Origin of the sequence: Nesterenkonia sp. YGD6, assembly GCF_022565895.1 — a bacterium.
Taxonomy (GTDB): domain Bacteria; phylum Actinomycetota; class Actinomycetes; order Actinomycetales; family Micrococcaceae; genus Nesterenkonia.
Map to the genome: position 1 here is coordinate 290,021 of NZ_JAJOYY010000004.1, position 22,084 is coordinate 312,104.

Genomic DNA, 22,084 nt, shown 5'->3' on the forward strand with positions numbered 1-22,084 from the left:
CAACCCCGGCGCAGGCACCGCCCCGCGCTGACACTTCTCTTCCGTCCCCGTTGAGGGGCGAACCTTCCCGTTGAGGGGCGGAATCTCCGGGTAGTTCACCCCAGGATCCGCGTCGAATGGTCGGAGAATCCGCCACTCAACGCCGGGATCGGGCCTTGGGCTGCTCTGGTCTGACACCCTCGTCATCATCATGGCCAAGTCCCGCGGCGAACTCGGTCAGCTGCTGGGCCGCGAGGCGGAGATACCGGTTGATCGCTGCCGACTCCTGGGCGGTGAAGGGGGCCGGCAGCTCATCGAGGGAGTCGAAGAGCGGCTTGAGCTCGGTCAGGACGCGGTCCACCCAGGCCAAGCGGCCCACGACGCGGCAGCGGCGAATCACTGAGGCGGCACGCCTGGCCGCGCTGGGCCAGCGGGCGAACCGACGGCGCCCCTCACCGCGCGGAACGGAGTGCGGACTGCCGGTCGAGGTGTTGGCGTTGCGCGAAGTTCAGAAGCACCCCGACGCCGAGCAGGACGCAGGTCAGCGCGGAACCACCGGCAGAGATGAAGGGCAGCGGCACCCCCACCACGGGAAGCAGACCGGTGACCATGCCGATGTTGAGGAACGCCTGACCGGCGATCCATACAGCCACGCCGGTGCCGATGAGGCGGATGAACCTGTCTTGGGATGCGGCGACCACCCGGAGGATTCCCAGCAACAGCACCGCGAAGAGTCCCAGCACCACCGCTGCGCCCAGCAGGCCGAGCTCCTCGCCGAGGATGCTGAAGATGAAGTCATGCTCTGCCTCCGGGAGGGAAGACCGGTGCCGGGACTCCCCCAGCCCGACGCCCCAGAAGCCCCCTGAGGTGAGTGCAGAGAAGCCTTGTTCCCACTGCCGGCAGGGCCCGAGCGGATGATCACAGTTCAGGCGCAGCCAGGCAGAGACCCGCATCATCCGGTACGGCGTGGTCCACATCAGCAGGACCACCGCAGCCAGGGCGGCCCCCGCCGTGATGAGGAGGTATCGCTTGGCGATGCCAGCGCTGAACAGCAGGGCCCCGACGATCAAGATGATGATCAGACTTGTGCCGAGATCGCCGCCCATCCAGACCAGTGTGAGCACCACGAGCGCACCCGGCATCACGACCGGGACCAGCCAGTCAAGGAGCCTCCGGTCGCCGGTGGCTCTGCCGGTGAGAACAGCGGAGCCCCAGAGCACCAGCGCGAGCTTCGCCACCTCAGAGGGCTGACCCGTGATGGGGCCTAGCCGGATCCAATTGGTGCTCCCGCCGGCTTCGACACCCAGCGGCGTGACGACCATCAGCACCAGCAGCACGCAGGACAGCGCCATGAGCACCCAGCCGAGAGCCCCCAAGAGCTGCACTCTGACCCGGGAGACCAACATCATCCCCAGCAGCCCGACCGCCGCCCACTCTGCCTGACCCCGGAACACGCCGGTGCTGCCCTCGGCATCGCCGAAAGCGTTGATCGCGGTGGTGGAGAACACCATGGTGAGCCCGATAGCGGTCAGCGCCAGGATGGAGCCGAGGATCAGTGCGTAGTTGATGCGCGGGGTTCCTGCTGCGATCACCGACGACGAGCCGTGCTGCTCCTCCGCGGACCGGACATCAGACGGTTCTCGCCGAGGCGTCGAGGGAGCGTCCTCGGCATGGTGCTTCATCGGCTGCTCCGTCTCTGAACACGTGGCGAAGTCGGCGAGATGAACGGTCTGAAGTCAGTTGCCGAGACCTGCACCGCGACCGGGAGATCCGGCGCGGGTGGAGGCCCCTGCCGGAGACCGTATGACGCTAGCACACGGGCTTTTTCCAGGAGGAACCAGGTGCGCTCAAGGAGATGACGCGCAGCGCGTCGGCCAGGCGTGCCGGGCGACACGCCAGGATCGCAAGGTTTCCCCGCTCGGCTCGGCCAAGATGATTGCTCATTGTTATTCACTTGAGAATCAGCGATATGTATGGTGTAAACATGCCTGACAGACGCTGGATTCCGGTATTCTCGACCGTCGGAGCGGCCCTGCTGCTCTCCTCCTGCGCGGCCGATGTTCCCGCCGAGAATGATCCTGCCGACGACGTCGCTGCGGCTGAGGAGCCGGCGTCGAGTTCCAGTGAGACCGCAGAGCTTGCGGCAGACACCAGCGACGAAGACGCCCCCGCCGAGTCAGATGCCGCCGGACCGGGCACCGCGGATGCCGCTGAGGGTGACGCTGAGCATGACGCTGAGCAGCACCCCGGAGGCCGGCAGCTCATTGGCGGGCCCGATGGCGTGGAGTTCTTCTACATCTCTCCGGAGGAGGACGACGGCAGCGAGGTCTTCCATCTGCACTGCAACGACGACGAGGCGCTGGCCGCGAAAGCCGCGCACAACGACGGCGCCCAGCCGGCAGGTTGGCCGCAGGACTGGGACGGCAGCGGAGCGATGCCGGACCCGCTGTGCCACCCGGACTACCTGCAGATCGATGAGTGGGAACACCTGGAGTCCCACTTCGCCTGCTGGGAAGGAATCGAGACCTCGACGCTCGTGCGGGGCGGACAGTCCCAGGAAGAGGTCGACCAGAACCTGTGGCAGCAGTCCCAGGCCCGCGCCGACTGGGAGCCGAATCCCCCCGGGGGCACCTGCGCGGAGCAGTGGGCACAGCACGACGGCGGTGACCCGGAGGACTACGCCGACCGAGGCAACGCCAACGACGGCTGAGCGGCGCCCCCTGCGTTGAGGGGCGGGGATGAGGACCCGAACCCTGGACAGGCCATACGCGCCGGTGCTTGAATCCTAACTATGTTAGGTGGAACTACGCGTGATAGGCAGGCCGAACGGCGTGAGGCCACGCAGCTCGAAATCCTCGACGCGGCATGGTCCATGGCGCGTGAGGCGGGGCTCGCGGAGATCACCCTGCGCGGGGTGGCCGAGCGGGTCGGCATGCGCGCGCCGTCGCTCTATACGCACTTCGGATCCAAACACGCGATCTACGACGCCATGTTCGGGCAGGCCTGGGCCGAATGTCTCACCCAGCTCGAGTCCCTGCGGGACCAGGTCCCGGAGGACGCGCGCGAGGCGCTCCGGTTCATCGCGCGGAGCTTCTTCGACTTCGCCGTCAGCGACCTTCCCCGACATCAATTGATGAATCTGCGGACGATCCCGGGCTTCACCCCGAGCGCGCAGAACTACGCCCCTGCCGTCGCGACGCTGGACCTCGCTCGCGAGATCTTCATTCGCCACGGCATCACGGCACAAGAGGACCTCGACCTGTTCACCGCGCTGGTAGGGGGCCTGGTGGATTCTCAACACGCCAACGATCCCGGCGGAGACCGCTGGGCTCGACTGCTCGACCGTGCCATCGACATGCTGGCCGACGACCTCGGCCTGCCCTGACTCCAGAACCACCCACTGCCTAAGGAGCAGTCATGAGCACCAAGCAGCAAGAGTTCACCCGGGAGGCCCGCCTCCCCCAGCTGGACCGCGCCCTCGCGACCCAGCTCGCCGCCACCGAATACGCGCGCGTCGCCGATCTCTTGGACCAGCTCACCCCTGAACAGTGGGCCGCCCAGACCGACTGCCCCGAGTGGGATGTGCGCGCGATGGCCGGGCACATGCTGGGGATGGTCCAGATGGCGGCCTCGGTGCCCGAGATGATCCGCCAGCAGGCGACGGCCGCCCTGCGCGCACGGCGCCGCGGCGGCCTGCAGATCGATGCGCTGACCGCGCTCCAAGTCGAGAAGAACGCAGCGCTCACCGCCGAGGAGGTCGCCCGTCAGTACCGGAGGCTGAGCCCACAGGCTCTCCGCAACCGGCGCCGCTCACCGACGTTCCTGCGAAACCAGACCATGGAGGAGGAGACCGACGGGCGATGGACCTTCGGCTACCTGTTCGACGTGATCCTGACCCGCGACCCGTTCATGCACCGGATCGACATCACCCGGGCCACCGGCATGGAGATGCTCGCCACGGCCGACCATGAGGGCGTCATCGTCGACGACGCCGTCCACGAGTGGGCCCTGCGCCACGGGCGGCCCGTCGTCCTCGAGCTCAGCGGACCCGCCGGCGGGCACTGGGCATTCGGCGACGGCGGGGACGACGGCGGGGGCGGAGAGCACCTCGCGATGGACCCGTTTGAGTTCTGCCGCGTCACCAGCGGTCGCGCACCGGCGGCCGGGCTGCTCGCCACCCAGGTGCCCTTCTGAAGGAGGCAAGCAAAAGACCCCGGCCGACATGGATTGCTCCATGTCAGACCGGGGTCTTTGCTTCGTTCTCAGATGTGCGCGGAAGGGGACTTGAACCCCTACCCTCTTTACGAGGACTAGCACCTCAAGCTAGCGCGTCTACCTATTCCGCCACCCGCGCATCTTGTTTTTGCCTCAGAGGCAACGACAAGAAACATTAGCACGACGCTGAACTGGACCGCGAATCGTGGACCTCAGCCCCGCCGTCGAACTCTGTATCCTCCCAGCTCAGGGGACTCTGGCGGTCCATTCGGGAGTGCTGAACTTCTCCTTCACGAGCTGTTCGGCGCGGGCCAGCTCCTCGGGACGGATCTCGGCGATCCGCGCCCCGTACTTGGTGGCGAAGGTCTGCACGAACGCATCCAGGATCTCCGCTCGGGCCAGCCCGGTCTGGCTGCGCAGCGGATCCACCCGCTTCGCTGCGGAGGTGATCCCCTTGTCGGAGATCTTCTCCCGCCCGATGCGCAGCACCTGGAGCATGTCGTCGGCGTTCATGTCGTAGCTCATGGTCACGTGGTGCACCATTCCGCCGCTGGCCAGTCGCTTCTGCGCGGCCCCGCCGATCTTGCCCTCGGTGGAGACGATGTCGTTGAGCGGCTTATACGAGGCGGTGATCCCGATCGAGGTCAGCGCCTCCATCGCCCAGGCGTCCAGGAACGGGTAGGAGTCGGCGAAGCTGAGCCCGTCCACCAGGGACTGCGGCACCGAGAGCGAGTAGGTGACGAAGCTGCCCTCGTCCATGTACATCGCTCCCCCGCCGGTGATCCGCCGCACCACGGTGGCGTCGAGCCGCTCGGCGGCCTCGGAGTCGACCTCGTTGACCAGGGACTGGAAGGAACCGATCACCACGGCCCGGCCGGCGTAGTCCCACATCCGCATCAGCGGCGGCCGGGTGCCGCGGCCGACCTCCTCGGTGAGGACCTGATCCAGCGCCACGTGCATCTCCACGGGCATCTGCACCGCCGGCATGACCTCCCAGTCGTGGTCCTCCCAGCGGGTGGCATGGCCCAGGGCGCGGCGCACCGCGGTGGCGATGGCGTATTCGTCGAAGCCGAACATATGGGCCTCCGCGGGCAGCTCGGCGCGCACGGATTCGGCGATCTCCTCCCGGGTGGCGCGGGTCGGCAGCCCGATCAGCGCGGCATTGAGCGAGTCCAGCGCCTCATCGGGCTCCAGGAAGAAGTCCCCGTTGACCGAGGCGGCGGTGATGCGCGCGTCGCGCGGGTGGGTGCGGGGATCAAGGTCGGTGTGGAGGTCTACGACGACGAGCTTGCCGCCCACGACCTTGTACTCCCCGTGCTGCTGATGCGTGTCCGTCATGGGGCAATCCTATTCCTGCCGGTGATAGGGCGAGCAGGGCCAGGAATGTTTCACCACCGGGAATCACGGGGGTTCCCCCGTAGTCCACGCGGGGGTTCGCCCATCACTGTGATGCAGGGCCGGCCTCCCGACCTAGCGTGGTCAGTGCACCGTGACAGGCGCCCCTCCGTTCCAGGGGCGCCCTGAACATCTGCGATGTCGGACCTCGGGGAGCTGCAGAGCCGACGGGCATGCGCCGTCCCCGTGATCGACAGAGCCCCACGTTTGGAGTAGATCTATGAAAATTGGCAACCGCATACCCTGTGATTACTTCGAGACGCAGGGGAAGGGTGAGAGTGATGTGACCATCCACGCGGGGTCCTACCACCTGGCACTCCACGACGCCGGGATCGAGATGGCGAACATCATGACGTACAGCTCGATCCTGCCGAAGACTGCGGTGCTGAAGCAGTATCCCGGTCGCAAGGCGATCGCCCACGGCGAGGTGATGGAGTCCATCGTGGCTGAGTTCTCGTGCGGCCCCGGCGAGCGGGCCACCGCAGGGATCATCTACGGACTGCTCCACGATGAGAACGGGGAGAAGCAGGGCGGCCTGGTGTGCGAGTTCGGCGGGGGGATGGGCGAGGAGGACGTCAAACCTCATCTTCGCGACATGCTCGATGAGCTGTACTACAACGGCTACCAGCACTTCGAGCTGAGCGGCATCCGCTACATCGTGGAGTCGATCGTCCCCTCCAAGGCCTATGGCACCGCGATCGCGGCGCTGTGCTTCATGAACTACATCTACCCGGTGGTCGCTGACGACTGAGAGCACCCGCGCAGCGGTGACCCTGCAGGACAGCTCCGGGTCAGCCAGGCTCGCACTGCGCACCGGCGCCGTCGTCGCTTCCAGCCCACACGACGCCGCCTCCGGGGCAGAGCGCCACTTCGAACGCCATCCCCTCCCGCTGGGCCCGCAGGTGGCGTCCGTCGTCCTCGATCACCTCCCAGCCCGCCTCGGGCAGCGCTGCACGATAGTGCTCGAGCACATCGACCTCTTCGGAGACCACCAAGCTGCGGTCACAGCCATCGACCCCACTGGCGCCGCCGCCGCCGAAGTATCCGATGTGTTCGATGGAGTCGAATGCCCGCTGGGACTCACGCTCTGCAGCGGCAGCGGGCTCACCCGAACCCTCGGTCACGCATTGCGGAACGGCGTCGTACTGGGCCTCAGTCTTCTGCTGGAGCGCCACGGGGGTGAGAGCAAGCATCCCGAGCAGCATGAGGACCGGGATGGCGACGGCCGTCCACCGCATCCACGGTCGCGGCGAGAGCACCAGTGCGAACACGGCGACGAGCCCGACCACCACGAGCGCTGCTCCGGAGAGGCCGGCCGTAAATCCCCAGACCAGGCCCTCGACTGCACTATGCGTGATGATGCCGTACTCAGCCGTGAAACTGTGATGGACCAGCACCCCCAGCAGCGCCAGCGCTGCCGCTGCCACGAGCAGCACCGCCGCGGCGGTGTTCCGGCCGGTCTTGGTCATGACTCATTCTAGTCGGCGTTGCGCCTCACTGCCCAGGGCCTTGAGACAGCAGCAGGGCCGCAGTCGAGGTGACTGCGGCCCTGCTGAGGATGCTTGAGACGCCAGAAGCGTGAACTGCCTACTTCTTGCCGCCGAAGCCCTTGAAGCGGGCGTTGAAGCGCTCGACGCGACCCTCGGAGTCCATGATGCGCTGCTTGCCCGTGTAGAACGGGTGCGAAGCGGCGGAGATCTCGACGTCGATGACCGGGTAGGTGTTGCCGTCTTCCCACTCCATGGTCTTCTTCGAGGAGGTGGTGGAGCGGGTGAGGATCTTCTCACCGGAGGCCAGGTCGTTGAAGATGACCGGCTCGTACTTGGGGTGGATATCAGACTTCATGGAGTGTGTCCTTTTCATCTGCCGCTGGATTTTGCCAGAGGCGTGGAACTGAGGGTGGGCCGAGTTTGGACCAACACAGCACTATATCAAATCGGCCGTGCCCCTGTCCGGCGCCGGTCGCGGAGAACCGAACCCTCCCGGGTGGTTGAGTTTTCCGGCGGTTACGTAGTAGCCGGAAAACTCAACCACCCGGGAGGGTCAGAGGAGGGGTCAGGCGACGAAGAGGTTGCGCAGCATCACGAACAGCGCCACCAGGCCCAGGGTGACGATGATCATTCGCAGCACCAGCGGCGAGAGGCGGCGTCCCACCCAGGCGCCGATGAGGCCGCCCAGCGTGGAGCCCACGGCGATGACCACCACCACCTCCCAGAGGATCACGCGGTCCCCGGCTTCGCGCAGCACATAGTCCACGAACACGTAGCTGATCGCGGCGGTGAGGTTCACGACGGCGACCAGCAGGTTCTTCACGCCGTTGGCCTGTTGGATGTTGGCCATCAGGAAGATCCCGAGGATGCCCATGAGCAGGATCCCCTGCGCGGCGACGAAGTAGCCGCCGTAGATGCCGGCCGCGAAGACCAGCAGCATCAGCGCCAGGCTCACCGTGGGCATCGAGGGCCTGCCCGCCGTGGGCGCGTCACCCGCACCGGATTCGGCCGGCCGGGAAGTTCCGGCAGCCCCGGAAGTTCCGGCGGCCCCGGCGTCGGACTCCCGGGCCGCGGCGCGCGCCCGGACCCAGGCCGAGAGTCTGGGCTGGGCGATGACGAAGCCCAGCGAGACCACGATCAGGATCGGGGCGACCCTCCCGAAGATCTCCTCGGGCAGGGTGATCAGCAGCGTGGCGCCGATGACGCCGCCCAGGATCGAGGCCGGCACCAGCTTCACCAGCACCGACTTCACCTGCCGGATCTCGCGCCGGTACCCCCAGGCGCCGGTGAAGTTCCCGGCGATGAGGCCCATCGCATTGGAGACCGTGGCCGAGACCGGCGGCACTCCCATGGCCACCAGCACCGGGAAGGTCACCAGGGTGCCGGAGCCGACCACCGTGTTGATCGCGCCGGCCCAGATCCCGGCCACCAGGATCAGCAGCAGCTGCGCGACGCTGAGCTCGTTCAGGAAGAAGTCAGCGAGCGCCTCCATCAACCACGAGCCTGCGACAGCCCAGCCGCCGGAGCAGCCATAGAGCCGGCCACAGCCGCCTCGGGCTGCTTCTTGAAGGCCGAATAGCGCCCGTCGCGGTGGATCAGATCAAGCTCGGTGTCAAAGGTGGTGGAGAGGTTCGCCGAGGTCATGGTCTCCTCGATCGGTCCCGCGGCGACGGTCTTGCCGTCGCGCAGCAGCAGCACGTGGGTGAAGCCGGGCGGGATCTCTTCGAGGTGGTGGGTGACCAGCACGGTGGTGGGAGCCTCTTCGCTGCGGACCAGCTCGCTGGTCCGCGCCACGAGCGCCTCGCGCCCGCCCAGGTCCAGTCCGGCGCCGGGCTCGTCGAGCAGCAGCAGCTCTGGGTCGGTCATCAGCGCCCGGGCGATCTGGACCCGCTTGCGCTCCCCCTCGGAGAGGGTGCCGAAGGGACGGTCGAAGACCGTGCCCACGCCCCACTCGTTGAGCAGCGCGAAGGCCCGGCGCTCATCGAGCTGCTCGTACTCCTCGCGCCAGCGTCCGGTGACCCCGTAGGCGGCGGTGACGACGACGTTGAGCGCCGTCTCCTGCATCGGGACCGTGGTGGTCAGCGAGTTGGAGCTGAAGCCGATCAGCGGGCGCAGCTCGAAGACGTCGACGGCGCCGAGCTGCTCATCGAGGATCGCGGCCGTACCGGTGGTCGGGAACATCCGGGCGGCGGCGATCTGCAGCAGAGTGGTCTTGCCCGCCCCGTTCGGCCCCAGAATCACCCAGCGCTCGTCCTCGTTCACCGTCCAGGAGACGTCATCGAGGAGTTTCTTGCGCCCGCGGCGCACGCTGACATTCTGGATATCGAGGACAGGGCTCATGGGCCCAACACTATCGAACCCGATGAGGCGCTATAGGCTGAACACGCTATGACTGCGCACCCTCACCATGATCTCCGCACACCTGATCTGCCCAGCCCTGATCTCCCCGACGGCACGGTGGCCATGTTGGCGGCCGCTGAGCTGGACGGGCCGCTCATCCGCTCGCTGACCCACGAGTTCTCCCGGCGCGGCGTCGTGCACAGCGTGGAGCTGCGCCAGGTCCCGCTGGGCGACGGCACCGAGGTCTCCGCCGTGCGCTGGTCCCTGACGCTCGATGACTCCGATGACTCCTACGGCTCGCAGCTGGCGGTCTCGCTGCTCGAAGACGCCGCTCATCAGCTCGAGGGCACCGTCACCCAGACGGTGCTGCCCGCCCCGCGGCGGGCCCAGCTGCACGCCGAGGACGGCCGGCTGATGCTGCTGATGGACGTGGACTCCACGCTCATCGACCAGGAGGTCATCGAGCTGCTGGCCCGCGACGCCGGCCGCGAGGCCGAGGTCGCCGAGGTCACCGAGCGCGCGATGCGCGGAGAGATCGACTTCGCGGCCTCGCTGCACCAGCGGGTCCAGGCGCTCACCGGACTGCCCGAGGGCGTGATCGATTCCACCCTCGCCGCGATCACCCCCACGCAGGGCGCCCGCGAGCTGCTCGCAGACCTGCGCCGCCGCGGCTGGCCCAGCTACGCCGTCTCCGGCGGGTTCCTCCAGGTGCTGGCTCCGCTGGCCGCTGATCTGGGACTCACCGGCTACCACGCCAATGACCTGGCCATCTCGGCGCAGGGAACCCTGGAGGGGACCGTCCGGGGCGCCGTCGTCGACCGTGCGGCCAAGAGGGAGTATCTTGAACAGTGGTCGGCATCACAGGGGCTGCTCCCCCGCAACGTGGTCGCCGTCGGCGATGGCGCCAACGACCTGGACATGCTGGCAGCCGCCGGAGTGGGGATCGCCTTCTGCGCGAAGCCCGCACTGGCCGAGCAGGCAGACCTGGTGATCGATCACCGCTCCTTCGAGCTCATCTCCCTGGCCCTGGGGATGGGCTGAGCTGCCCGAAGACGTCGCAGCTCCAAGACCTCATACTCGCGATCATTACGCGTGAGCATTCTGCAATGCTCTGATGATCCGCCAGGAATAGCCTCTACCCCGGTAGGGTTGAACCTGCGCGGCACAACGATGTGCGCGGCCCTCGTTGTCCACCGTCCCTCACCATCTGGAGGAAACATAGTGACCGATAATGCCGTATTCACCGATCTGGACAAGCGAGCAGTCGACACGCTGCGCGTGCTGGCCGCAGACGCCGTCGAAAAGGTCGGCTCCGGCCACCCCGGCACCGCGATGTCGCTGGCCCCAGCCGCCTACCTGCTGTTCCAGAAGGTGATGAAGCACGATCCGACCGATCCCAAGTGGATCGGCCGCGACCGCTTCATCCTCTCCCCCGGTCACACCTCCCTGACCCTGTACCTGCAGCTCTACTTCTCCGGCTACGGCCTCGAGGTCGAGGACCTGGCCGCGCTGCGCACCTGGGACTCGCTCACCCCCGGCCACCCCGAGTACGGCCACACCGCCGGCGTGGAGATCACCACCGGCCCGCTGGGCCAGGGCCTGGCCTCCTCGGTCGGCTTCGCCTACGGCCAGCGCCGGATGCGCGGACTGATGGACCCCGACGCCCCCGCCGGAGAGTCCCCCTTCGACCACACCATCTGGGTCATCGCCTCCGACGGCGACCTCCAGGAGGGCGTGACCTCCGAGGCCTCCTCGCTCGCCGGGCACCAGGAGCTCGGCAACCTCGTGGTGATCTGGGACGACAACAAGATCTCCATCGAGGACGACACCGACATCTCCTTCACCGAGGACGTCCAGGCCCGCTACCGGGCCTACGGCTGGCACGTCCAGCGCGTGGACTGGATGCAGACCGGTGACTACGACGAGGACATCAACGAGCTGCACCGCGCGCTGGAGGCGGCCAAGGCCGAGACCTCCAAGCCCTCACTCATCGCGCTGCGCACCATGATCGGCTACCCCTCGCCGAAGAAGAAGAACACCGGCGGGATCCACGGCGCCAAGCTGGGCACCGAGGAGCTCGTGGCGCTCAAGGAGCTGCTCGGCTTCGACACGTCAGCCCACTTCGCCGTTGAGGACGAGGTCATCGACCACGCCCGCAAGATCCTCACCCGCAGCGTCGAGACCCGCAAGGAATGGGACTCCAAGTACGCCGCCTGGCGCGAGGCCCACGCCGATGAGGCCAAGCTGCTGGACCGGCTCACCGCCGGCGAGCTGCCCGAGGGATGGGAATCCCAGCTGCCGGAGTTCCCCGCCGGGGAAGAGGTCGCCACCCGCTCGGCCTCGGGCAAGGTGCTCAACGGCATCGCCGAGGTGCTGCCAGAGCTCTGGGGCGGCTCCGCCGACCTCGCCGGGTCCAACAACACCCTGCTGGCCGGCTACGACTCCTTCATCCCGGAGTCCCACTCCACCGAGAAGTTCACCGGCAACCCCTACGGGCGCAACCTGCACTTCGGGATCCGTGAGCACGCCGCGGCCGCGATCAGCAACGGCATCTCACTCTCCACCCCGCTGCGCACCTACAACGGTACCTTCCTGATCTTCTCCGACTACCAGCGCCCGGCCATCCGGCTGGCCGCGCTGATGGGCGCGGGCTCGATCTTCGTCTGGACCCATGACTCCATCGGTCTGGGCGAGGACGGCCCCACCCACCAGCCGGTGGAGCAGCTCGCCACCCTGCGCGCCATCCCGAACCTCGATGTGGTGCGTCCCGGCGACGCCAACGAGGTGGCCATCGCCTGGCGCGAGGTGCTGCGCCGCAACGACCGTCCCGCCGGCCTGGCGCTGACCCGACAGAACATCCCCACCTACGCCCGCGGCGCCGGTGCGGCCACCGCCACCGAGTTCGGTGCGGTCGAGGGCGCGGCCAAGGGAGCCTACGTGCTCGCCGAGGCCGTCCGCGACGGCGCCGTGGTGACCCCCGACGTCGTGCTCATCGGCACCGGCTCCGAGGTCCAGCTGGCCGTGCAGGCCCGCGAAGCGCTGGCCGAGCAGAACATCGCCGCCCGGGTGGTCTCGATGACCTGCCGCGAGTGGTTCTTCGAGCAGGACGCCGCCTACCGCGAGAGCGTCATCCCGGCCGCGGTCAGGGCGCGCGTCTCGGTGGAGGCCGCGTCCTCCATGGGCTGGCGCGACATCGTCGGTGACGCAGGCCGGATCATCGGCCTGGATCACTTCGGCGCCTCCGCCGACTACAAGGTGCTCTACGAGCAGTTCGGCATCACCGCCGCCGCCGTCACCGAGGCCGCCCAGGAATCCATCGCCGCCGCCTCCTAATCGCCGCCGCCTCCTGGAGGCACCCGGCGCGCAAACACTCATCCATCACCTGGCATCAGGAGAACAGATATGACTGCAAACAAGAACACTCAGGCGCTCTCCGACCTCGGCGTCTCGATCTGGCTCGACGACCTCTCCCGCGAACGGCTGAACTCCGGCTCGCTGGCGAAGCTGATCGAGACCCACAACATCGTCGGCGTCACCACCAACCCGACCATCTTCGAGTCCGCGCTGAAGGACGGCGAGGCCTACGAGGCGCAGCTCACCGAGCTGGCCGCCGCCGGAGCCGACGCCGAGAAGGCCGTCTTCGACATCACCACCGCCGATGTGCGTGAGGCCTGCGACGTGTTCGCCGGGGTCTACGCCGCCACCGACGGTGTCGACGGCCGGGTCTCCATCGAGGTCGACCCCCGGCTGGCCCGCGACGCCGCCGGCACCATCGCCCAGGCCCGCGAGCTCTACAAGGCGGTGGACCGGGAGAACGTGCTGATCAAGATTCCCGCCACCGTCGAGGGCATCGAGGCGATCGCCGCGGTGACCGCCGAGGGGATCAGCGTCAACGTGACCCTGGTCTTCTCGCTCGAGCGCTACCGCGCGGTCATCAACGCATTCATGCTCGGCCTGGAGAAGGCCCACTCGGACGGGATCGACATCTCGAAGATCCACTCGGTGGCCTCCTTCTTCGTCTCCCGCGTGGACGCCGAGATCGACAAGCGCCTGGAGCTCGCCGCCGAAGCGGGCAAGCCCGGCACCGAGAAGCTGAAGTCCCAGGCCGCCGTCGCCAACGCCCGACTGGCGCACCAGATCGCGGTGGAGACCTTCTCCTCCGAGCGCTGGCAGCTGCTGGCCGAGCGCGGCGGACGCCCGCAGCGGCTGCTGCTGGCCTCCACCGGCACCAAGGACCCGAACCTCTCGGACACCCTGTACGTGACCGAGCTGGCCGGCGCCGACGTGGTCAACACCATGCCGGAGAAGACCCTGCTGGCGCTGGCCGACCACGGCGTCGTCGAGAAGGACACGCTCGCCGACACCTACGTGGAGGCCAACCGGGTCCTCGACGGCATCTCCGCCGCCGGGATCAGCTACCGCGAGGTCGTCGACACCCTGGAGACCGAGGGTCTGCAGAAGTTCGAGGTCTCCTGGACTGGCCTGCTGGGCACCATCGATGATGGGCTCAAGCGCAACAGCTGAACCGTGCATGCCGGTCGGCTCGCACGCTGAGCTGATCATTCGACTGTTCACCCCGTACGGCGCCCGGCCCGGGCGGCGCCTTGATCCAGCAAGACTGGAGCAGAGACTCCCCCACCGGGCGCCGATCAGGGACAACAGCCACGTCAATCCCACCGGCCCCCTATAAGCGCAGATGCTGGCCAGGCTGAACCGAGGCGTTCGGCTGAGAAAGGAAGCACGTCATGAGCTCACTCTCCCTGACACTGACCGGAGCGGCCCGTCAGGCCGCCGAGAACCAGGTTCCAGGTCTGCTCGACCACGAATTCGCCTCCCGGCTGGCCGCCAAGGACCGCACCCTCTGGGGTGTGGCCGCCGAGGACGAGGCCAGCAAGCGGCTCGGCTGGGTCTCGCTCTTCGAGGACTCCCGCGCGCTGCTGCCCAAGATCGCCGCGCTGCGCGAGGAGCTCGCCGCCGAAGGCCTCACCCGGGTGGTGCTCGCGGGCATGGGCGGGTCCTCGCTGGCGCCCGAGGTCATCTGCGCCACCGCCGGGGTCGAGCTCACCGTGCTGGACTCCACCGACCCGCAGCATGTCGCCGCCGTGATCGGCACCGACATCGAGAAGACCGTGCTCGTGGTCTCCTCGAAGTCCGGCTCCACCGTGGAGACCGACTCGCAGCGCCGGATCGTGCAGCAGGCCATGACCGAGGCCGGGATCGACGCCGTGACCCGCACCGTGATCGTCACCGACCCCGGCTCCCCGCTGGCGAAGTCCTCCGCCGAGGCCGGAGTGCGTGCGATCTTCGAGGCCGACCCCACCGTGGGTGGGCGCTACTCCGCGCTCACCGCCTTCGGTCTGGTCCCCTCCGGCCTGGCCGGTGCCGACGTGGAATCCCTGCTGGACGACGCCGAGGACTCGCTCGCGATCCTCGCCGAGGACGACGCCGACAACCCCGGCCTGCGCCTGGGCTCCGCCATCGGCGGCACCGTCCCGCTGCGCAACAAGCTCGTGATCGTCGACGCCGGCTCCCCGCTGATCGGGCTGGGCAACTGGATCGAACAGCTGGTCGCCGAGTCCACCGGCAAGAACGGCACCGGTCTGCTGCCGGTGATCGTCGCCGACGGCGAGCCCGAGCTGCACCGCGACGTCGACGACGTGCTGATCACCCAGATCATCGATGTCGAGGTCGAAGACGGCGCCTCGGTGGACAACGACGACGCCGATCTGGTGGTCAGCTCCCATGCGGTGCGCACCGGCGGCAGCCTCGGGGCGCAGTTCATGCTCTGGGAGGTCGCCACCGTGGTCGCAGGCGCGCTGCTGAGCATCAACCCCTTCGACCAGCCCGACGTGGAATCCGCCAAGACCGCCGCCCGCGGTCTGCTCGACGCGCCCGCCCCCGAGGCCGGGGACTCCGTGACCGACGGCGCCGTGGCGTTCCGCACCCTCGGCGGGTCCGCGCTGACCGACGCCGACGCGTCGAACCTGAGCGAGGCTCTGCAGGCGCTGGTGAAGGCTGTCCCGGAGGACGGCTACCTGGCGGTCACCGCGTACCTGGACCGCACCACCGAGACCCAGCTCGAAGCCATCCGCGCCCAGCTCTCCTCGCTCTCCGGACGCCCGGTGACCTTCGGCTGGGGACCCCGGTTCCTGCACTCCACCGGACAGTTCCACAAGGGCGGGCCCCATATCGGCGCCTTCCTGCAGCTGACCACCAGCTCCAGCACCGACGTCGAGGTCCCGGACCGGCCGTTCACGCTGTCGAAGCTGATCTCCGCCCAGGCCGAGGGCGACGCCCAGGTCCTGGCCGGACACGACATGCCGGTGCTGCAGGTGCACCTCAATGACCGCACCGCGGGCCTGACCCAGGTCATCGAGACCGTGGACGCCCTGTGAACGCACCCCGCACCGGCGACTCCTCGCGTGCCGGATCCTCGCGCCCCGGATCCTCGCGCCCCGGGTCGTCGCGCACGAGCAGCTCCCGGAGCAGCTCCCGGGCCAAGCCGGGCAACCCGCTGCGCGATCCGCGTGACCGCCGGCTGAACCGGATCGCCGGGCCCTCGGCGATGGTGATGTTCGGCGTCACCGGGGACCTGGCGCGCAAGAAGCTGCTCCCGGCCATCTATGACCTGGCCAACCGGGGGCTGCTGCCGCCGAGCTTCTCGCTGGTCGGCTTCGGCCGGCGGGAGTGGAGTCATGAGGAGTTCGCCGCGGAGGTGCTCGAGCAGGTCAAGATCTCCGCACGCACCCACTTCGATCAGCAGGTCTGGGACCAGCTCTCCGCCGGGCTGCGCTTCGTGACCACCACCGGGTTCGACGACGACGCCGCGTATGCCCGTCTCGGGGAGACCCTGGATGAGCTAAAGGAATCGCGCGGGACCCGCGGCAATCACGCGTTCTACCTCTCGATCCCGCCGAACTCCTTCGAGATCGTCTGCGAGAAGCTCTCCTCCCACGGCCTCGCCACCGCGCAGAACAGCGTGGAGGATCCGTGGAGCCGGGTGGTCATCGAGAAGCCCTTCGGCCATGACCTGGCCTCGGCCAGGGAGCTCAACGCCGTGGTGGAGTCGGTCTTCCCACCGGACGCGGTCTTCCGGATCGATCACTACCTGGGCAAGGAGACGGTGCAGAACCTGCTGGCGCTGCGCTTCGCGAACCAGCTCTTCGAGCCGCTCTGGAACGCCCAGTACGTGGACCACGTGCAGATCACCATGGCCGAGGACATCGGCATCGGGGGTCGGGCCAGCTACTACGACGGCGTGGGCGCGGCCCGCGACGTCATCCAGAACCACCTGCTCCAGCTGCTCGCGCTGACCGCCATGGAGGAGCCCATCTCCTTCGATGCGGAGCATCTGCGCGCCGAGAAGGAGAAGGTGCTCGGCGCCGTCCGGCTCCCCGAGGACCTCGGCGCCGCCTCGGCCCGCGGACAGTACACCTCCGGCTGGCAGGGCGGGGAGAAGGTCGTCGGGTTCTTGGACGAAGAGGGTTTCAACCCGGACTCCACCACCGAGACCTTCGCCGCGCTGAAGCTGGACATCAACACCCGCCGCTGGGCCGGCGCCCCGTTCTACCTGCGCGCCGGGAAACGCCTGGGCCGTCGGGTCACCGAGATCGCGGTGATCTATAAGCGCGCCCCGAATCTGCTCTTCCAGGACCACGACGACCACGAGTTCGGTCAGAACGCCGTCGTCATCCGGGTCCAGCCTGACGAGGGCGCCACCATCCGGTTCACCTCCAAGGTGCCCGGCACCCAGATGGAGGTCCGCGACGTCACGATGGACTTCGGGTATGGCCACGCCTTCACCGAGGACAGCCCCGAGGCCTATGAACGGCTGATCCTCGATGTGCTGCTCGGCGAGCCGCCGCTGTTCCCGCGCCATGAAGAGGTCGAGCTCTCCTGGAAGATCCTGGACCCCTTCGAGGATCACTGGGCCGCCCAGAAGGCCCAGCCCGAGCCCTACGCCCCGGGCGGCTGGGGGCCGCAGTCCGCCCATGACCTGCTGGCCCGCGACGGCCGCACCTGGCGCAGGCCCTAAGGAGAATCCCGTGATCGTCGACATCGAGAACACCACCACCTCCAAGGTCTCCAAGAAGCTGCGTGAGCTGCGCGAGGACGGCGGCGTCGTCGCCCTGACCCGGGTGCTGACCCTGGTCATCCTCACCTCGAAGGACAATGCCGAGCCCGCCATCGCCGCGGCGAACCTGGCCTCCCGGGAACATCCCTGCCGGATCATCGTGCTGGCCTCCGGGCAGGTCGCGGATGAGACCCGGCTGGACGCGCAGATCCGGGTCGGCGGCGACGCAGGCGCCTCCGAGGTGATCGTGCTGGAAGCCTCCGGCGAGCTCGCCGAGCAGACCGAGGCGATGGTCTCGGCGCTGCTGCTGCCTGATGCCCCGATCGTGGCCTGGTGGGCCGATGAGCTGCCGGAGAACGTCGGCTCCACCCCGATCGGGCGGATCGCGCACCGCCGGATCACCGATTCGGCGATGGACCCGCGCCCGCTGGAGGCGCTGCAGCGCATCTCCGCGCACTACACGGCGGGCGACACCGATCTGGCCTGGACCCGGCTGACACACTGGCGGATCCAGCTGGCCAGCATCCTGGACACTCTGGACCCCGCGGAGCTCACCGGCGTGACCGTGGAGGCCGCCGCGGACCTGCCCAGCGCGGCGCTGCTCGCGGCCTGGCTGCAGCAGGCGCTGCGGATCCCGGTCAGCCTGGTCTCCACGGCGCAACCGGTCGAGTCCGAGCTGCCGCTGACCCTGACCGCGGTCACCTTCCACCGCCCCAGCGGGGACGTGAGCCTCTCGAGGCCGCGCGGCGAGGAGATCGCCGAGCTGCGCTCCGCCGACGGACTCGTCCAAGGCGTGCCGCTGCCGGTGCGCACCCTTCAGGTGTGCCTGGCCGAGGAGCTGCGCCGGCTGGATTCCGATGAGGTCTACGGCGAGGTGCTCACCCGGGCGCTGCCGGCCACCGATCTCTCCGGCGCCTCCCCTGGATTCAACTGAGCTGCTGCGCTGTACTGACCGACATACTAGGCTCGTGGCATCAGTGACGATGCCGCGGAAGGATGCACTCCCATGACAGATTCCCCTCAGGCCGCTTCATCCCAGGCGGCGCTGGCCGCCCCGCGCACCGAGGTCTACGCCGAGAAGGACCAGCTGGTCACGGTGGTCGCCGAGCGGCTGCTCGCGGTCCTGGTCGACGCCGCACGCCACCACGGTGACGCCCATGCGGTGCTCACCGGCGGCAGCGCCGGCGTCGCCGTCCTGGCTCAGGTGGCACAGCTGGTCGTGACGCCGGGCACCGAGACTCCGCCCTGGCACAAGGTGCACTTCTGGTGGGGCGACGAGCGCCTGCTGCCCAGCGATGACCCCGAGCGCAACGCCGTGCAGGCCCACGAGGCGCTGCTCGAGGTTCTGATCGAGAAGCACGGGCTTCCCGAGGGCAACATCCACCCGATGGCCACCTCCGAAGACGCCGCAGAACCCTTCATCGGCGCGGAGATGTACGCCTCCGAGCTGCAGGGCCACAGCGCCGAGGGCGGACGCTCCGGCCTGGCGCTGCCCCGCTTCGACGTCCTGCTGCTCGGCGTCGGCCCCGACGGTCACGTCGCCAGCCTGTTCCCGGGCAAGGCCTCGCTGCACGTCACCGAGCAGGTGACCACCAGTGAGGATGAGTCTCCGAAGCCCCCGCTGCAGCGGATCACGCTGACCTTCCCGGCGATCCATACCGCCGAACGGGTCTGGATGGTCGTGGCCGGCGCGGACAAGGCCGAGGCCGCCGCGAAGGCGCTCACCCCGGGCACCGAGGTCACCGAGATCCCCGCGGTCAACGCCCGCGGTGCTCGGGAGACCATCTGGCACCTGGATCAGGCAGCCGCCAGCACACTCCGCTGACCCCTCCTCCTGGGTGGTTGAGTTCTCCGGCTACTACGTAACCGCCGGAGAACTCAACCACACGGGAGGGGTGGGCATGAGAAAAGCCCAGGTCGACCGTGGTGGTCGAGCTGGGCTTTTCTCCTGTACGGAAGCGTCAGATGTCGGCGCCCATCGGGACGATGAGTCCCAGGGCGACGATGATCAGGCCCCAGGTCACCGCCAGGGTGATGGTCAGCCGGTTCAGGTTGCGCTCTGCCACGCCGGAGGACCCCAGGGATGAGGTCACGCCGCCGCCGAACATGTCAGACATGCCTCCTCCGCGGCCTTTGTGCAGGAGGATGAGCAGGATCAGCAGCAGGCTGATCACGGCGAGGATGACCTGAAGTGTGATGGTCAGTGCAGACACAGCGACCTTTCGTGATGGAACGTGGGCGAATCAGCTACCAGGATAGCCCGGAACGGGCTCAACCCTGGCCTCAGCCCTGCGCGCCGGTGTCGATGTGCTTCTCGAAGGAGGCGATCTTGCTGAACTCGTCGGTGTCCAGGCTCGCGCCGCCGACCAGGGCGCCGTCCACGTCTGCTCCGGCGAGGATCGAGGCGACGTTCTTGGACTTCACCGAACCGCCGTAGAGCACCCGGACGGTGTCGGCGAACCCTTCGGAGTACAGCTCGGCGAGCTTCGCGCGGATCGCGGCGGACATCTCCTGCGCGTCCTCGGGCCCGGCGACCTTGCCGGTGCCGATGGCCCAGACGGGCTCGTAGGCGACGACGAGCTCGCTGAGCTCCTCGGCGCTGCGGCCGGCCACCGCACCTTCGAGCTGGGCCAGGGTGTGAGCCACGTGGTTCCCGGCCTCGCGGACCTCAAGGCCCTCGCCGACGCAGAGCACCGGAGCAAGTCCGTGGCGCAGCGCGGCGCTGAGCTTGGCGTTGAGCTGCTCATCGGTCTCGCCGTGGACCTCGCGGCGCTCGGAGTGCCCGATGAGCACCTGGGAGCAGCCCAGCTTCTTCAGGAAGGCCCCGGAGATGTCCCCGGTGTAGGCGCCGGAGTCCTGGTCGGAGAGGTCCTGGGCGCCGTAGTCGATGCCCAGCTTGTCCCCGGTGACCAGGGTCTGCACGCCGCGCAGATCGGTGAACGGCGGGAACACCGAGACCTGCACGCGGTCGTAGTCGTGGCCGGCGTCGTTGAGGGTCCAGGCGAGCTTCTGGACCAGCGCGATCGCCTCCATGTGGTCGATGTTCATCTTCCAGTTGCCGGCGATCAGCGGGCGACGCACGAAAGCGCCATTCTTCTGAGTAGTCATGGAGAGGAGTTCCCTTTCAACGGTGATGAGATCAGCGGTTCAGTCGCCGTGACCCAGTCACAGCAACAGAGTCGCAGCAGCGAGAGTCGCAGCAACAGGGTCACGGCGCGGCGTTCAGCCCTCGAGCGCGTCGATGCCGGGCAGCGCCTTGCCTTCGAGGTATTCCAGGCTGGCGCCGCCGCCGGTGGAGATGTGCCCGAAGCTGTCCTCGTCGAAGCCCAGCGCGCGCACGGCGGCCGCCGAGTCGCCGCCGCCGACCACGGTGAACGCCTCGGTGGTGGTCAGCGCCTCGGCCACGGCGGCGGTGCCCTTGGCGAAGGCCTCCATCTCGAACACGCCCATGGGCCCGTTCCAGAAGACCGTCTTGGCCTGGGCGATCTCGGCGGCGAACGCCTTCGACGTGTCGGGCCCGATGTCCAGGCCGAGCGCCTCGGCGCCGTGCTTGCCGGATTCCAGCGCGTCGGCGGGGAGCACCTCGACCTCGGCGTCGGCGGCGAAGGCCGAGGCCATCACGATGTCGGTGGGCAGCACGATCCGGCAGTCCTGCCGTTCGGCGGCCTCCAGGAAGCCCTTGACGGTGTCGAGCTTGTCGTCCTCGACGAGGGACTTGCCGATGCCGTGGCCCTGGGCCTTGAGGAAGGTGAAGACCATGCCGCCGCCCACCAGGAGCGTGTCGGCGCGGCTCATCAGGTTCTCGATCACGGCGAGCTTGTCGGAGACCTTGGAGCCGCCGAGGACCACCGTGTAGGGGCGCTGCGGGGTCTCGGTGAGCCGCTGCAGCACCAGCAGCTCGTCGCGGACCAGGTCGCCCTGGTAGGCGGGCAGCTTCGCGGTGATGTCGGCCACCGAGGCGTGCCGGCGGTGCACCGCGCCGAAGGCGTCGTTGACGTAGGCGCCGTCGGTGCCGGTCAGGGCGGCGAGCTCGGCGGCGAGGCCGGCCCGCTCGGCGTCGTCCTTGGAGGTCTCGCGCGCGTCGAAGCGGACGTTCTCCAGCAGCAGGATCTGACCCGGTTCGACCGCGGCGGCCTGCTCCTGGGCGCTCGGGCCGACGAGGTCATCGGCGCGCAGCACGGTGACCTCGGTGAGCTCGGCCATCCGGGCGGCCACCGGAGCGAGGGAGTACTTCGGCTCGGGCTCACCCTTGGGGCGTCCCAGGTGGGCGGTGACCAGCACCCGGGCGCCGGCGGCGGCGAGCTTCTCCAGCACCGGCAGCGAGGCGCGGATCCGGCCGTCGTCGGTGACGACACCGTCTTTGAGCGGCACGTTGAGGTCGGAGCGGACGAGCACGCGGCGGCCGTCCAGGCCTTCGGAGAGCAGGGCGTCAAGGGTGGCTGCAGTCATGGGATCAGGGTACCAATCGCTGGAAGGGAGAAACAGGGAGGCGGCGGGCGCCGGAATCGGCGAGAAGAAGACGACGACGACGCGCTCACCGCACGCAGATGCGCCGCACGCAGATGCGCCGCACACATAGACGCCGCACGGC

General features: G+C 68.4%; 21 protein-coding genes and 1 tRNA gene. 11 read left to right on the forward strand and 11 right to left on the reverse strand.

Features of this window, described 5'->3' with window-relative positions; all coding sequences use genetic code 11:
- Window positions 1–136: 136 nt before the first annotated feature.
- Complete coding sequence (locus LTI14_RS08490) at window positions 137–340, reverse strand: hypothetical protein (RefSeq protein ID WP_241476249.1); 204 nt, start codon at window positions 338–340, stop codon at window positions 137–139.
- A gap of 91 nt (window positions 341–431) precedes the next feature.
- Window positions 432–1,661 carry an FtsW/RodA/SpoVE family cell cycle protein gene (locus LTI14_RS08495; protein WP_241476250.1) on the reverse strand — a complete coding sequence of 410 codons (1,230 nt, stop codon included), beginning with the start codon at window positions 1,659–1,661 and terminating at the stop codon, window positions 432–434.
- Between the two features lie 302 nt (window positions 1,662–1,963).
- On the opposite strand from LTI14_RS08495, the gene LTI14_RS08500 reads away from it, so the two are divergent.
- The 3 genes from LTI14_RS08500 to LTI14_RS08510 all read left to right on the forward strand — a co-directional run bounded on the left by LTI14_RS08500 (window position 1,964) and on the right by LTI14_RS08510 (window position 4,173).
- A complete protein-coding gene (locus tag LTI14_RS08500; protein WP_241476251.1) occupies window positions 1,964–2,689 on the forward strand; it encodes a hypothetical protein in 726 nt (241 codons plus the stop codon).
- Between the two features lie 81 nt (window positions 2,690–2,770).
- Window positions 2,771–3,364 (forward strand): TetR/AcrR family transcriptional regulator, encoded by a 594-nt coding sequence (locus LTI14_RS08505; protein WP_241476252.1) that lies wholly within the window; start codon window positions 2,771–2,773, stop codon window positions 3,362–3,364.
- 32 nt (window positions 3,365–3,396) lie between these two features.
- On the forward strand, window positions 3,397–4,173 hold the full coding sequence (locus tag LTI14_RS08510) for a maleylpyruvate isomerase family mycothiol-dependent enzyme (protein WP_241476253.1): 777 nt from the start codon (window positions 3,397–3,399) through the stop codon (window positions 4,171–4,173).
- A 75-nt stretch (window positions 4,174–4,248) separates the two neighbouring features.
- On the opposite strand, the gene LTI14_RS08515 is transcribed toward LTI14_RS08510, so the two are convergent.
- Window positions 4,249–4,333, reverse strand: a tRNA-Leu gene (locus LTI14_RS08515).
- A 107-nt stretch (window positions 4,334–4,440) separates the two neighbouring features.
- Window positions 4,441–5,532: a lipoate--protein ligase family protein gene (locus tag LTI14_RS08520; RefSeq protein ID WP_241469761.1), complete on the reverse strand. Its 1,092-nt coding sequence runs from the start codon at window positions 5,530–5,532 to the stop codon at window positions 4,441–4,443.
- Between the two features lie 277 nt (window positions 5,533–5,809).
- On the opposite strand from LTI14_RS08520, the gene LTI14_RS08525 reads away from it, so the two are divergent.
- Window positions 5,810–6,340, forward strand: a complete 531-nt coding sequence (locus tag LTI14_RS08525; RefSeq protein ID WP_274616041.1) for a pyruvoyl-dependent arginine decarboxylase — start codon at window positions 5,810–5,812, stop codon at window positions 6,338–6,340.
- 40 nt (window positions 6,341–6,380) lie between these two features.
- On the opposite strand, the gene LTI14_RS08530 is transcribed toward LTI14_RS08525, so the two are convergent.
- The 4 genes from LTI14_RS08530 to LTI14_RS08545 all read right to left on the reverse strand — a co-directional run bounded on the left by LTI14_RS08530 (window position 6,381) and on the right by LTI14_RS08545 (window position 9,419).
- Window positions 6,381–7,058: a hypothetical protein gene (locus tag LTI14_RS08530; RefSeq protein WP_241476255.1), complete on the reverse strand. Its 678-nt coding sequence runs from the start codon at window positions 7,056–7,058 to the stop codon at window positions 6,381–6,383.
- A 118-nt stretch (window positions 7,059–7,176) separates the two neighbouring features.
- Window positions 7,177–7,434, reverse strand: a complete 258-nt coding sequence (locus LTI14_RS08535) for a type B 50S ribosomal protein L31 (protein ID WP_036474713.1) — start codon at window positions 7,432–7,434, stop codon at window positions 7,177–7,179.
- Window positions 7,435–7,644: 210 nt separating this feature from the next.
- Window positions 7,645–8,571 (reverse strand): sulfite exporter TauE/SafE family protein, encoded by a 927-nt coding sequence (locus LTI14_RS08540; RefSeq protein WP_241476256.1) that lies wholly within the window; start codon window positions 8,569–8,571, stop codon window positions 7,645–7,647.
- Window positions 8,571–9,419, reverse strand: coding sequence for an ABC transporter ATP-binding protein (locus LTI14_RS08545; protein ID WP_241464501.1), 849 nt, complete (start codon window positions 9,417–9,419; stop codon window positions 8,571–8,573). Before LTI14_RS08545 ends, LTI14_RS08540 begins: the two co-directional genes overlap by 1 nt.
- A gap of 48 nt (window positions 9,420–9,467) precedes the next feature.
- Between LTI14_RS08545 and serB the strand changes: the two genes are divergently transcribed.
- The 7 genes from serB to pgl all read left to right on the forward strand — a co-directional run bounded on the left by serB (window position 9,468) and on the right by pgl (window position 19,318).
- Window positions 9,468–10,460: a phosphoserine phosphatase SerB gene (serB, locus tag LTI14_RS08550; protein ID WP_241476257.1), complete on the forward strand. Its 993-nt coding sequence runs from the start codon at window positions 9,468–9,470 to the stop codon at window positions 10,458–10,460.
- A gap of 129 nt (window positions 10,461–10,589) precedes the next feature.
- A complete protein-coding gene (tkt, locus tag LTI14_RS08555) occupies window positions 10,590–12,752 on the forward strand; it encodes a transketolase (protein WP_446740383.1) in 2,163 nt (720 codons plus the stop codon).
- Between the two features lie 69 nt (window positions 12,753–12,821).
- On the forward strand, window positions 12,822–13,943 hold the full coding sequence (gene tal / locus LTI14_RS08560) for a transaldolase (protein WP_241464498.1): 1,122 nt from the start codon (window positions 12,822–12,824) through the stop codon (window positions 13,941–13,943).
- A gap of 221 nt (window positions 13,944–14,164) precedes the next feature.
- Window positions 14,165–15,814 carry a glucose-6-phosphate isomerase gene (locus tag LTI14_RS08565; protein WP_241476259.1) on the forward strand — a complete coding sequence of 550 codons (1,650 nt, stop codon included), beginning with the start codon at window positions 14,165–14,167 and terminating at the stop codon, window positions 15,812–15,814.
- A 170-nt stretch (window positions 15,815–15,984) separates the two neighbouring features.
- Window positions 15,985–17,454 (forward strand): glucose-6-phosphate dehydrogenase, encoded by a 1,470-nt coding sequence (gene zwf / locus LTI14_RS08570; RefSeq protein ID WP_241465072.1) that lies wholly within the window; start codon window positions 15,985–15,987, stop codon window positions 17,452–17,454.
- Between the two features lie 10 nt (window positions 17,455–17,464).
- Window positions 17,465–18,427 carry a glucose-6-phosphate dehydrogenase assembly protein OpcA gene (locus tag LTI14_RS08575; RefSeq protein WP_241469767.1) on the forward strand — a complete coding sequence of 321 codons (963 nt, stop codon included), beginning with the start codon at window positions 17,465–17,467 and terminating at the stop codon, window positions 18,425–18,427.
- A gap of 72 nt (window positions 18,428–18,499) precedes the next feature.
- Window positions 18,500–19,318, forward strand: coding sequence for a 6-phosphogluconolactonase (gene pgl, locus LTI14_RS08580; protein ID WP_241476260.1), 819 nt, complete (start codon window positions 18,500–18,502; stop codon window positions 19,316–19,318).
- Between the two features lie 136 nt (window positions 19,319–19,454).
- Here the strand turns inward: pgl and secG are convergent, their stop codons facing one another.
- From secG to LTI14_RS08595, 3 genes are all read right to left on the reverse strand, one after another.
- Window positions 19,455–19,706 carry a preprotein translocase subunit SecG gene (gene secG, locus LTI14_RS08585; protein WP_241464494.1) on the reverse strand — a complete coding sequence of 84 codons (252 nt, stop codon included), beginning with the start codon at window positions 19,704–19,706 and terminating at the stop codon, window positions 19,455–19,457.
- A gap of 70 nt (window positions 19,707–19,776) precedes the next feature.
- Complete coding sequence (gene tpiA, locus LTI14_RS08590) at window positions 19,777–20,601, reverse strand: triose-phosphate isomerase (protein WP_241476261.1); 825 nt, start codon at window positions 20,599–20,601, stop codon at window positions 19,777–19,779.
- Window positions 20,602–20,715: 114 nt separating this feature from the next.
- Window positions 20,716–21,942, reverse strand: a complete 1,227-nt coding sequence (locus tag LTI14_RS08595; RefSeq protein WP_241476262.1) for a phosphoglycerate kinase — start codon at window positions 21,940–21,942, stop codon at window positions 20,716–20,718.
- Window positions 21,943–22,084 lie beyond the last annotated feature (142 nt).